The sequence below is a fragment of the Streptomyces sp. NPDC001270 genome (genome assembly GCF_042896695.1).
Lineage (GTDB): Bacteria > Actinomycetota > Actinomycetes > Streptomycetales > Streptomycetaceae > Streptomyces.
The window spans coordinates 1-10819 of sequence record NZ_JBIAXM010000078.1; the positions used below are offsets into that span (position 1 = coordinate 1).

The 10819-nt window shown below is 68.3% G+C and carries 11 protein-coding genes and 2 pseudogenes; 6 read left to right on the top strand and 7 right to left on the bottom strand.

Going from position 1 to position 10819, the window contains the following annotated elements; genetic code table 11:
• Positions 1 to 171: 171 nt before the first annotated feature.
• Positions 172 to 396: a hypothetical protein gene (locus ACFY2B_RS45565; RefSeq protein WP_390768952.1), complete on the bottom strand. Its 225-nt coding sequence runs from the start codon at positions 394 to 396 to the stop codon at positions 172 to 174.
• A 132-nt stretch (positions 397 to 528) separates the two neighbouring features.
• Between ACFY2B_RS45565 and ACFY2B_RS45570 the strand changes: the two genes are divergently transcribed.
• Positions 529 to 864 carry a hypothetical protein gene (locus tag ACFY2B_RS45570; RefSeq protein WP_390768953.1) on the top strand — a complete coding sequence of 112 codons (336 nt, stop codon included), beginning with the start codon at positions 529 to 531 and terminating at the stop codon, positions 862 to 864.
• Between the two features lie 185 nt (positions 865 to 1049).
• Here the strand turns inward: ACFY2B_RS45570 and ACFY2B_RS45575 are convergent.
• Positions 1050 to 1827: pseudogene (locus ACFY2B_RS45575) on the bottom strand (ISL3 family transposase); the annotation flags it as partial.
• 758 nt (positions 1828 to 2585) lie between these two features.
• Between ACFY2B_RS45575 and ACFY2B_RS45580 the strand changes: the two are divergent.
• Positions 2586 to 4562 carry a LamG-like jellyroll fold domain-containing protein gene (locus ACFY2B_RS45580; RefSeq protein ID WP_390768954.1) on the top strand — a complete coding sequence of 659 codons (1977 nt, stop codon included), beginning with the start codon at positions 2586 to 2588 and terminating at the stop codon, positions 4560 to 4562.
• A gap of 293 nt (positions 4563 to 4855) precedes the next feature.
• On the opposite strand, the gene ACFY2B_RS45585 is transcribed toward ACFY2B_RS45580, so the two are convergent.
• Positions 4856 to 4984, bottom strand: coding sequence for a zinc ribbon domain-containing protein (locus tag ACFY2B_RS45585; protein WP_390768955.1), 129 nt, complete (start codon positions 4982 to 4984; stop codon positions 4856 to 4858).
• On the bottom strand, positions 4938 to 5339 hold the full coding sequence (locus ACFY2B_RS45590) for a prolipoprotein diacylglyceryl transferase family protein (RefSeq protein WP_390768956.1): 402 nt from the start codon (positions 5337 to 5339) through the stop codon (positions 4938 to 4940). Before ACFY2B_RS45590 ends, ACFY2B_RS45585 begins: the two co-directional genes overlap by 47 nt.
• Positions 5340 to 5688: 349 nt before the next feature.
• On the opposite strand from ACFY2B_RS45590, the pseudogene ACFY2B_RS45595 reads away from it, so the two are divergent.
• Positions 5689 to 5978: pseudogene (locus ACFY2B_RS45595) on the top strand (polysaccharide deacetylase family protein); the annotation flags it as partial.
• A 142-nt stretch (positions 5979 to 6120) separates the two neighbouring features.
• Here ACFY2B_RS45595 and ACFY2B_RS45600 read toward each other — a convergent pair.
• Both ACFY2B_RS45600 and ACFY2B_RS45605 read right to left on the bottom strand, forming a co-directional pair.
• Positions 6121 to 6966, bottom strand: coding sequence for an ABC transporter permease (locus ACFY2B_RS45600; protein ID WP_390768957.1), 846 nt, complete (start codon positions 6964 to 6966; stop codon positions 6121 to 6123).
• The gene (locus tag ACFY2B_RS45605; protein WP_390768958.1) at positions 6963 to 7883 is read right to left on the bottom strand and encodes an ABC transporter ATP-binding protein; all 921 of its coding nucleotides are present in this window, start codon (positions 7881 to 7883) and stop codon (positions 6963 to 6965) included. The genes ACFY2B_RS45600 and ACFY2B_RS45605 overlap by 4 nt, the downstream gene beginning before the upstream one ends.
• A 207-nt stretch (positions 7884 to 8090) precedes the next feature.
• On the opposite strand from ACFY2B_RS45605, the gene ACFY2B_RS45610 reads away from it, so the two are divergent.
• On the top strand, positions 8091 to 9266 hold the full coding sequence (locus ACFY2B_RS45610) for a histidine kinase (protein WP_390768959.1): 1176 nt from the start codon (positions 8091 to 8093) through the stop codon (positions 9264 to 9266).
• Positions 9263 to 9925: a response regulator gene (locus ACFY2B_RS45615; RefSeq protein WP_390768960.1), complete on the top strand. Its 663-nt coding sequence runs from the start codon at positions 9263 to 9265 to the stop codon at positions 9923 to 9925. Before ACFY2B_RS45610 ends, ACFY2B_RS45615 begins: the two co-directional genes overlap by 4 nt.
• Positions 9926 to 10348: 423 nt before the next feature.
• Here the strand turns inward: ACFY2B_RS45615 and ACFY2B_RS45620 are convergent, their stop codons facing one another.
• Positions 10349 to 10474, bottom strand: coding sequence for an epimerase (locus ACFY2B_RS45620; protein ID WP_390768961.1), 126 nt, complete (start codon positions 10472 to 10474; stop codon positions 10349 to 10351).
• Between ACFY2B_RS45620 and ACFY2B_RS45625 the strand changes: the two genes are divergently transcribed.
• The gene (locus ACFY2B_RS45625; RefSeq protein WP_390768962.1) at positions 10469 to 10678 is read left to right on the top strand and encodes a hypothetical protein; all 210 of its coding nucleotides are present in this window, start codon (positions 10469 to 10471) and stop codon (positions 10676 to 10678) included. The two genes, ACFY2B_RS45620 and ACFY2B_RS45625, sit on opposite strands and share 6 nt — an antisense overlap.
• Positions 10679 to 10819 lie beyond the last annotated feature (141 nt).

Below are 10819 nucleotides of genomic sequence, written 5' to 3' on the forward strand. Positions count from 1 at the left end.
GCCTCCGTACATCTGCCGACGTCGCAAGGTTCCTCGCTTCCGACCCCACCCAAACCAAGATCAAAAAGACGAGTTAAAGATCTGCACGCCCTAAGTACCCGGCCTTGGGAAAGGTTCACAACGGCTTCTGAGCCAGACGAGACCGTCGACAGTTGATGCCGCCCCTCTCTGTCAGCTTTCCATGGTGTCCTTGATCTCGTCCCGGAGCCGCTTCTGCTCATCTGTGCTGAGCGAGTCACCCTCGACTACATGGAGGGCCCAGGGTGTATCGCACCAACCCTCATGACTCGGATCTGGGCAGATGGCGTCGACGAAGCGGTCGACCAGAGCGTCCTTCTGCTCTGCCGTGGCTTCCAGAGCGATCACCACTTTCCAGAGCTCAGGCGCGTCACTCATTTTCTGGGTCCTTCCATTGGGGGATGGTGTAGGGGATCGGCCACCCCTCTCTGTCAAAGTAGGTCGAGTCAGGCATAACGGTCGTACTGCACAGCGCGCATTCCGGTTCTTCCTCGGTCTCGATCGTAAGTGGTGGGGCCCGCGCTTGTGGCCTGGCTCGGCGACCTGAGCGAGTACGCGACAGCCAGTCGCGGCCTGACCGCCATGCTGCTGGGCGGCCCGGACGCTGATGTGCTTGAGCAGGACGACGGCTGCACAGCGAAGATCACCGCCACGGCTGACGAGCTACTCACCCGGGCCCAGCACGTCGGCGCCGTGCGGCCCGGCGTGCACGCCGAAGACCTGCTCGCGCTCGTCAGCGCCGTCTCGCTCGCTGCGCAGGGGCGCGACAGCGGCCTCGCGGCCCGACTGCTGGAGATCGTGATCGGCGGCATCCGCATGTGCGGAGACACGCGGCACATCCAGTGAGCCGTACCACGAGGCGCCGTGCGGTCGGCGGCAAGTTCGAACTCCGATGGCGCCGTTGAGCGCGGACGTGACGTCGGCGGAGTGGCCGTGCTGGGATTCAGCGGCACGTGGGTGCGGCTGCGCAGGGACGGCTTCCCGGGCGCGGGCAGCTGCAGCTACATGGGCCCGAAGTCGGCGATCGGACTGTGACAGGGCATCGGTGAGGCCGCGGTCCCGGTCTCCCCGCAGTCGGCGTGTGCGCGGACCTCGATCTGGACTGTGTCGCAGAGATTGCGCCAGAGGTGCCATCGGTCGCTGACCTGCACCGCGTCGGGCAGGGCTCGGCGGACGGCTTCGGCATAGGTGGCCGAGCCGTCCCGGCACATGACCTCGGCACCAGGATGTTCGCGCAGCCAGGACTCCAGGGTGGCCGCTTCGCGGTCGGGCAGGACCGCGACGCGTCGGCCGGTCTCAGCGGGCGTGATGATCGTGGCGTAGCGGTGGCGGCGGCGCAGGGCGAAATCGTCCACGCCGATCACCCGCGGGATGGCCTGCTGCGGCAGCGGCAGGCGCCTCAGGTTGCGCAGCGCGGTGCTGCGGGAGACTGGCACGGCCAGCAGGCCGGAAAGGCGTGCGACCGCCCGGCCGTATAACTCCCGCGCCACTTGGGATATCTGCCCGACAAGACGCACCGTGCGGCGCTGATGGCGCTCCAGCAGTCCGGGAACCTGCTCGCGGAAGGTCTGCCGCCGGCAGCCCGGGGGCGGACAGGCCAGCCGTCGTATGCGCAGGTGGACGACGACCTGGCGGCCGTCGACCGGCACGCCCCTCATCGTTCGGCGGTGATAACCGTGCACCTTCGCCGTCGGCGTCCCGCACACCGGACACGGCACCGCCACGTCCCGGGTCCGGGCCCGAGACCACCGCCGCGTCGCCGCCGTCCGCCACGTCCTCGACGACCAGCGCCGCAAGCCCCGAAAACACCGTCCCCATAAGGGAGTTGACATCCACCACCAGATCACGATCAAGGACGGCTACTCGGCGTCACCACCGACTACGGGCCAGACCCGTCGGCCTGGACAGATGCGACCTTCTATCTCACCCCGGCCGAGTCCAGGCAGCGGCATCAGCACGCCCTCGCGGCTTAACGATCACGTGTCCGAGATCACGGGGAAACTTCAGAGGACTGGCGACCTGCTGAGGAAGCCTGAACCAGGCAGAGCGCGGCCGTCGGCAACCGGGTTGCCCGGTTTCCGGTCTCCCTCAGAATGCCCGGCCTACCGCCTTCTGCCCCCGTCATGTTCTTCGTGGTCCTGCAATGGGCCTGGCGGCCTTCAGACTTGGCATGCCTGGCCCCTGTCGAGCGGATGCCCCGGAGGGTGGTGTCACCGGTCCCGAGAAGTGCCGTTGGAGACGCTGACGAGAGGTCCGATCGCCGCCCGGCCTTGCAATGCCCGGCCATTCGCGGACGCCAGGTCTGCATAACGTCGATGCGTGCGCACGGCGCCTGCCTCCCCGCATCCGGCCTCCCATAGCATGTCCCGTCACGTCGTCGTCCCTCCATGACGTCCCCGCCGGCGAAGTACTCACCCCTCAGCAGATTCTGTGAAATGCCTGGTGTACGCGGCAATTTCCGGATGCAGGAGATTCATGGAACGTCCTCCTCCCGTTGACCAACTCCCCGTACGGTTCGACTCGCTCGCTCCGGCTGAACAGTCGCCGCACGGGCCCATGGAGGAAAGATGTGCAACCATAACCAGCAGAACCCCGACGACCTGTCGGCCGGCGGGGCGGCCGGCCGTAGCCGCCGGTCGTTCCTGCAGACGAGCGGGCTCGCGGGCATAGGGGCCACGGCCCTCGCGGCAGGGGGTGCGACGCCCGCGTTCGCTGCCGCATCGGCCACGTCCGGCCTGGCCTCCGGCGACCCGGTCGCGCGGCAGCGCGGGCGATGGAGGCCGGACACCGAGAGTCGTCAGTTCACGATGGCCGTGATGCCCGACACGCAGTTCCTGTTCTTCGGCGACAGCATCAAGCCCGAGCCCCTGCAGGCGTCGTTCCAGTACATCCTGGACAACGCGAACGCCGAGGGCGACAACATCGTCTTCATGGCCCACCTCGGCGACCTGACCGAGAACGGCACGGCCGCCGAGTTCGCCCACATGGATCAGGTCTTCGGCATACTGGACCGCGGCGGCGCCGCCTACAGCGTGGTCGCGGGAAACCACGATGTCGGTGGTGACGACCAGCGCGGCAGCACCCCGTACCTCCAGACCCTGGGCCCGAAGCGGTTCAAGAAGTCGCCGTCGTTCCGCGCCGCGACGCCGGACGGCTACAACACCTATCACGTCTTCCGCGCGGCCGGCCGCGAGTGGCTGCTGCTGGCGATGGACTGGCGGCCGTCGGCGGCCGGCTTCGCGTGGGCGAACAAGGTCATCAAGGACCACCCGCACATGCCGGTAATCCTGACGACGCACGAGATCGCCAACGCAAACTACACCGACGACGTGTACCCCGAGGACTACGGGAACGCGGACGACGACGCCGTCCTGAGCGACTTCGGCCACAAGATGTGGGACGAGCTGATCAAGGACAACGACCAGATCTTCCTCACGCTCAACGGGCACTACTGGCCGCCCGCGCGCACCACTATGAAGAACACGGCCGACAACGATGTCCACGTCCACATCACCAACTACCAGAACCGCTACTACGGCGGCGCGGCGATGATCCGCCTGTACCACTTCGACCTCGACCGGAACACGATCGACGTCGAGACCATGGCACCGTGGATCCTGGACCAGAAGTCCGGCGAACGGAACATGCTCGCTGGGCAGATGGCCCGCCTGACCTCGCCCGTGGACTACTTCTCGGTGGCGATCGACTTCGAGCAGCGATTCTCCGGCTTCATCCCCGTCCCGGTGCGGGCCGCGCGTCCCGCGCAGCGCATGATCACGCCCGGTACGCTCGCGTACTGGCGCTTCGACCAGGGCGGCAAGCCGGGTTCGGCGTTCGCCTCCGGCCAGCGCATCCCGGACCTGTCCGGCCACGGCAACGACCTCACCACGCTGGTAACCGTACCGGGTTCCGCGAGCAACGCGCTGGTCTGGTCCGGCGACCACCACCCCGACCAGCCGGGCCACGGGAGCCTGCTCTTCTCCGGCGGCAAGAACCCGCTGCACGGCGCCTACTTGACGACCGGCGACAAGGCCCCGCTCAACTCCGAGACATTCAAGCAAGGTTATACCTTCGAGGCGTTCGTGAAGGTTCCGACCACGTGGTCGTCCGACGACAACTCGTGGATGGCCCTGCTCAGCCGCTGGGGCGAGGCCGGCCAGGCCGGCAAGTCCACGGGCAACACAGACCCGGATGAGCCCATCGTGACCTTCAGCCTCTCCAGCGGACGCGAACCCCAGTGGTGCGTCTATCCGACGAACCTCACGGAGGGGTCCACGAACTGGGGTCACGCCCTGCCGGAGGACGCCTGGTGGCACCTAGCCGTCGTCAACGACGGCCGCCGCACCGTCATGTACGTCGAGGGCTGCGAGACGGTCGACAACCCCTCGACCGTGGCCATCGGTCTGACCACGCTCAACCTGCCCTGGTTGCTGGGCGGTTACGAGTACGGCGGCAGCATCGACCAGATCTTCCACGGCTGGATCGGCGACGTCCGCATCGTCAACCGCCCGCTCAAGGTCAGCGAGTTCATGATCGGCAAGTAGTTGCATCCTCCGGCTCTGCCGACCCTCTGGCCGAGTCGCGGCGGGGCGGGGGCCCTCGGCAGCCAGCAGAGCGGTCTCCATCTCCTGGGCCGTAAGGTCGGCCGCCGCCTCGTCAGCCGACGCGGCGGACGCAGTTGACCCGCCGCCCTGAGTTCCGCACCAGCACCGTTCGCCCACTTGACGTGCTCCCTGGCCTAAAGTCCAAGGATCCCGGCCTGGGTCGTCTGACGCTTCCGGGGGCTTCCTGCTTCAACGCGCTGTGCCGTGATTTTCGTCCTGGTCTTACCGGCGCTTCACGCGGCGTTTAGCGTCTCCGCCCGTCCGGCGGCGACGATACGGCGTCCTTCGAAGAGGACGTTGCGGGCTGCGTTGTGGTCACGGTCGTGCACCGTGCCGCACGCCCCGCACGTCCACTGCCGCACGTGCAGGGGCTTGGGACCGTCCCGGAATCTTGATACGGGCCCTGGCCCGGTTCTTCGACCCCTTGGCCTTGCGCGACAGATCCGCTGAAGGCGCTTGAGCTCCGAAGCGGGGACTGTCGATCTGGCTGCCGTCGGACAGGACCGCGAAGGCGGACAGGCCCAAGCCGAACGGCACCCCCCACAGGGCGACCTCCTCCACCATCGCCGGATCACCCTCGGCAGCACGCCAACGGCGCCGGCCGATCAGCACCGCAAGACTGATCCCGACGATGTACATCAGCGCGTAGAAGTGCACGAACAACGGCCCCACATGGAAACCGTTCACCGACGGGGACGGTATCGAAGCGAGCAGCAAAGCCACGAGCGTACGCGGTGCGCCGAGCCGCGCGGGGGGCCTGGCGCAGGGGCAGCAGGTTCCCGGGCGGCAGGTCGCCGCGAGCAGCTTGCCGAGCTCGATCTTGCAGTCAAGGTTGCGCCTTCCCTCCCCGCCGCGGCAGAACCGGTCGGCCGCCTCCGGACCACCGTCTTCTCGGAGCAGTACGTCGAGCCTGCTGGCCGGATTGTCCGCGGACTCCCCCCGGACTTGTCAGTGATCGGTAATGAACGCATCCACCGATCACTTCCCCTCGTCCTGCCAAGTGTTCGGAAAGCGGCCAGGGATCGGCGAGGAACTGCGGGAAAGCGGGGCGGACATGACACGGCACGGCGGCAGACGGAGTTGGTACGGCAGGCTGGTCGGGGCTGCCCTCGGGGTGACGGTGCTGGCCGCCGGGGCCACAGCAGGGACCACTCGCTGGGCTGGAACGTGGACTCCAAGGACTTCGAGCGGCCGGGCACGGACGCCGTCGTCGCGACCGTCGAGCGGGAACTGCCCAATGGACCGACGATCCTCTTCCACGACGCGGGCGGCGACCGCTCCGAGACCGTCGAGGCCCTGCGCCGGGTCCTCCCGTGGCTCAAAGAACAGGGCTACTCCTTCGGCTTTCCCGTGCGCTGTGCCCCGGCCCTGGCCGGGGTGGTCGGCCTACCACCCCGTCGGGACGTCCACAGTGGTGGCTGCCTGGCCGGCGGACAGGATCGGATCTTCCGCACCCCTCGCCCTGAAGGCCCCTCACGTGGTGATCTGCCGTCCGGGTTCATACGTCGCGGCGGCGCACGACAACAACCGCGAGCACGACCGCGACGAGCGGCCACACCGCGTACACGCTCCACGAGCCGGGGACCGTGGCGCTGAGCACCGGGGATGTCGGATCCGGCGGCCAGTTCTGGACCAGGCGCTTCCAGGCGGTGACGACCATCGCGTGGTTGATGTCGGCGGACCAGCGCTTGGTCTGCGAGAAGATCGTGGGGAGCATCAGCAGCGTGAAGGCGCTGGTGACCATGGTCGCGGCGCTGTGCCGGATCAGCGCGGCGAGGCCGAGACCGATCAGTGCGCAGACCGGCGCCAGCAGCGCGGATGCCACCAGCGCCCGGACTACCCCGGGATGGGTGATCGGAACCCCTGTGTGCCGCCCGTCCAAGATGGCCTGGGAGGTCAGGAAGGAACCGGTGGAGATGACCGTGCCCACGACGGTCCACAACGAGGCGGAGACAACGGCCTTGGCCAGCATCAGTGAGCCGCGGGCGGGGACGGCCACAGTAGTGGTGCGGATCAGGCCGCTGCTGTATTCGCTCACGACGGCAAGGGCCCCGAGGCTGCCGGCGACAAGCATCAGCGTCATGTAGCCGGCCGGCGGGAAGGCATCGAAGGGAAGGAAGACGGGCGGCTGCCGCATGCTCGCGCCGGAGCCGGACAAGTTGTCGTAGTCGGCCAGTGCCGCCACCGCTGAGGACCCGATGACGAACAGGACAGTGAGCGCGATCGTCCACGGAGTGGAACGCAGAGACCGCATCTTGATCCATTCAGCGGCGAGCAAGTCGCAGAAGCGGACGGGCGGCTCGGTGACGAAAGCGGTCGGAGTGACGGTGCGGGGCGTGGTCATCGGGGCTGTCCTGCCAGGTATTCGACGCTGTCGGCGGTGAGTTCCATGAACGCCTCCTCCAACGAGGCGGCTTTGGTGGTCAACTCGTTCAACTGGATCCGGTTCTCGAAAGCGAGCGCTCCGATCCGCTCGGCCGTCAGCCCGGTCACCTTGAGCTTCTCGATACCCCCCGCGCCCTCCCGCTCGACCGCAGCGCCCGCAGCGGTGAGCACCGCCGCCAGCTCACCGGCCTGCGGTGTGACCACCACGACGTTGCGCCGGGCGCTGCGGGCCGCGAAGTCGCGTACCGACTCAGCGGCGATGAGGCGTCCTCGGCCGATGACGACGAGTTGGTCGGCGGTGTTCTCCATTTCCGACATCAGGTGACTGGAGAGGAAGACCGTGCGCCCCTCGGCAGCCAGGCGCCGGAAGAGCCGGCGTACCCAGAGCACACCCTCCGGGTCCATGCCGTTGATAGGTTCGTCGAACATCAGCACAGGCGGGTCGCCGAGGAGAGCGGTGGCGATCCCCAGCCGCTGCTTCATGCCGAGCGAGAACCCGCCGACGCGGCGGGTCGCCACCTCGGCAAGCCCCACCTCCTCAAGCACCTCGACGATCCGGCGACGCGGAAGGGCGTTGCTGCGCGCCAGGGCCGACAAGTGGGCCGCGGCGCTGCGACCGCCATGGGCCTGGGTGGCGTCCAGGAGGGCGCCGACGTGCCGCAGTCCACGGGGATGGGTGCGGAAGGGCACGCCGCTGACGGTGGCGGTGCCGCTGGTCGGCGCGTCCAGACCGAGGATCATGCGCAGCGTGGTGGTCTTGCCGGCTCCGTTCGGGCCGAGGAATCCGGTGACCTGGCCGGGCCGCACGGCGAAGGACAGCTGATCGACAGCGGTCTTGCCGCCGTAACGCTTGGTGAGTTCGTTGACTTCGATCACACGGTCAACCCTGCCGAGAGGAGCCCCGCAGGACATGAGGCCGTGGATGGCAATACCCCCGCCGGGGTAGCCCGTGGGCGTACATCCCGAGGCCGATGTCACGCGGACGGCGCCTGGTTAACCTCACGGTATGGACGACTCATCGACTCCCCAGTCGCCGGCATGCGTATCACCTGGCGATCTCCCTCGCGAAAGGTCACGTCGGTGGTGACGAGGACGAAGGCCGTGTCCTGGCTCGGGGGTGTCCTGTACTTTCTCATCCTTGGTCTGCTGCTGGGGGGCGCGCCGCGGGCCTCAGGCACGGTCCACGGTGTGGGATCGCTGCTGGCCGCGAGCCTGCTCGCCGGTGTGCTGCGACGGGTGCCGCTGCTGGCGCTGGCCATGACACTCTTCGGGGCCATCTCCGTGGTAACGGTTTTCCCGCCCCGCTACGAGCACGCGCACCGGGCCGTGTCATTTCAGGGCGAGTTCCTGTCGCTCGTGGCGGTGGACCTCGTTCTGGCCTTCATCATCGCCACCCGCACGCGGCGCGCCTCGATCGTCGCCGTGGCCGTGTCTTTCACCGTGCAGCTCCTGCTGATCGGTGGCTTCGCGCACGGAGAGAACCTGACGGTCAACGGCGTGATCGCCCTTCTGGCGATGGCCGCATCCTGCATGGCGGGACTGCTCGGCCGTGAGCGTCGCGAGCACGCGGTGGCGCTTCACGCACAGGAGGTGGCCAAGGCCCTGACCGCCGAACGACTGCGGATCGCACGGGAACTGCACGACATGATCGCGCACAGCATCGGCATCATCGCCATCCAGGCCGGGATGGGCAGTCGGGTCATCCGGACACAGCCCGCACAGGCCCGCGAGGCACTGCAAGCCATCGAGGACACCAGCAGACAGACCCTGTCGGGCCTCCGCCGCACGCTGGTGGCGCTCCGTCGGACCGAACCGGAGCCGGCCGCACTGGGACAGGCCCTCGTCCCCTCGCCGGGGCTGGCGGACATCGAACGGCTCGCGGTGGCGACCGCGGACGCGGGGGTACGCGTCGACGTGCGCTTCAGCGGGGAGCAGCGTCCGTTGCCGGACGATATCGACCTCGCCGCCTACCGCATCGTGCAGGAGGCACTGACCAACGTGGTCCGTCACGCGGGTACCGCACACTGCCAGGTGAGCGTCGGCTACGGGGCCGAGGAACTGTCCGTGGAGATCACCGACGACGGGCGCGGCACCACCGGGAGCGGCCTGGCCCATGGCTTCGGCCTCGTCGGCATGCGCGAACGCGTCGGCATGCTGCACGGCCGCCTCAGCACCGGGACACGTCCCGAGGGCGGCTTCCGGGTGGCCGCACGGCTGCCACTGCCCCAACCCGTCGCAGTCCGACTGGAGGCCCGGTGACCGTCCGGATCGTACTCGCCGACGACCAGCCGCTGGTGCGCTCAGGTCTGCGCGTGCTCATGGCCGATCACCCGGACCTGGAGGTCGTCGGTGAGGCCGCCACCGGCGCCGAGGCGGTCCAACTGGTCGGCGAGATCAGCCCCGACGTCGTGGTGATGGACATCAGGATGCCCGGCATGGACGGCATCGAGGCCACGCGCCGGGTCACCGCCGGTCCGGCGATGACCCGCGTCCTCGTGCTGACCACCTTCGACGAGGACGACCACGTGTACGGCGCGCTCCGGGCCGGCGCCAGCGGCTTCGTCGTCAAGGACATGGCGCTGGACGACATCCTCACGGCGATCCGCGTGGTCGCCGCTGGCGACGCACTGATCGCGCCTGGCGTGACGCGCCGCCTGATCGCGGACTTCGCCCGACGCCCCGCGGCTGCACCGGAGCCCTCCCTACGGCCGGTGGAATGCCTCACCGAGCGGGAGCAGGAAGTACTGACCCTGGTCGGACGCGGCCGGTCGAACAGCGAAATCGCCGAGGATCTCTTCATCACGGTGGCCACCGCAAAGTCACACATATCCCGGCTGTTCACCAAACTGGGAGTCCGGGACCGGGTCCAGCTCGTGATCACCGCCTACGAGGCCGGGCTGGTCAAGCCACCCCGCTGACTACGCCGATCAGCACGTCGCTGCCTGCTGTTTCCGCTTGCCTGCTCAGGCAGTCGATGCGAGCGGCGCAAGCCCGAGGCCGCGGGACTGCCCGTCGTCGGTCATCGGCACACACCCGGCCCCGGGTGCCGATGCCCACGGGCTACCCGCCAGGCTCGCCAGTGCGCAGGAACTCTGCCGGCTCGACGCGGGCCGGACCGGCCGTCCGTACTGCGGTGGACAGTTGAGAGCCCACCCACAGTCAGACAACGGCCTATTCGTGGGGATTGAGCGCCTGAACACAGGTGAATCGGTATGCCCCGTCTCCCAAAGAGAGCACGGTGCAGCGAAGGGATCAGCAAACACGCAAACGATCGAGTAAGGGCGCCCCCATCGCGACGCCCGGCACGTACTCTCGCCGCACCGGACGAAGGGCGCCGGCTGTCAGAGGGCTCCGGCGTCCCGGGCGGCCCAGGCGCTCGGACAGATGGGCCGGAAGCCGAGGTCCCGGCGACTCCGCTGGGTGGTCATGATCCCGAACCACGGGTCGGGGTCGGTCCGGGTGTGCATGCCGGCGGGTACTTCGAGGCCCGCGCGGTGCCGTACACGACCCCGGTGCTGACCTCGGCGCGGGTGCTGGAACGGCTCGGGATGCGGCCGCATCCGGAGAAGTCCGGCATCACCTGCCTCACCCGGGGCGGGCAGGGCTTCGAGTTTCTCGGCTTCCACCACCGGAAGGTGGACCTGAGTTCCACAGTTGAGAGTGCTGTCTAGGGCACGGAAATGCGGGTTGATCTGCGGAAACGCTTGTGAGCACGCTGGGATGGCGTGTCACTAGGCGGTGGGATGGTGCCTGGTCAGCGGCCTGTGTTCAGGTCGATGATCTTCTTGGGCGGGGTGACGTCGAGGGCGGTG

Excerpts from the sequence above, each read along its gene's own strand:
- ACFY2B_RS45565 (WP_390768952.1), bottom strand. The coding sequence starts at position 396 with ATGAGTGACGCGCCTGAGCTCTGGAAAGTGGTGATCGCTCTGGAAGCC.
- ACFY2B_RS45580 (WP_390768954.1), top strand. The coding sequence starts at position 2,586 with ATGTGCAACCATAACCAGCAGAACCCCGACGACCTGTCGGCCGGCGGG.
- ACFY2B_RS45600 (WP_390768957.1), bottom strand. The coding sequence starts at position 6,966 with ATGACCACGCCCCGCACCGTCACTCCGACCGCTTTCGTCACCGAGCCG.
- ACFY2B_RS45620 (WP_390768961.1), bottom strand. The coding sequence starts at position 10,474 with ATGCACACCCGGACCGACCCCGACCCGTGGTTCGGGATCATGACCACC.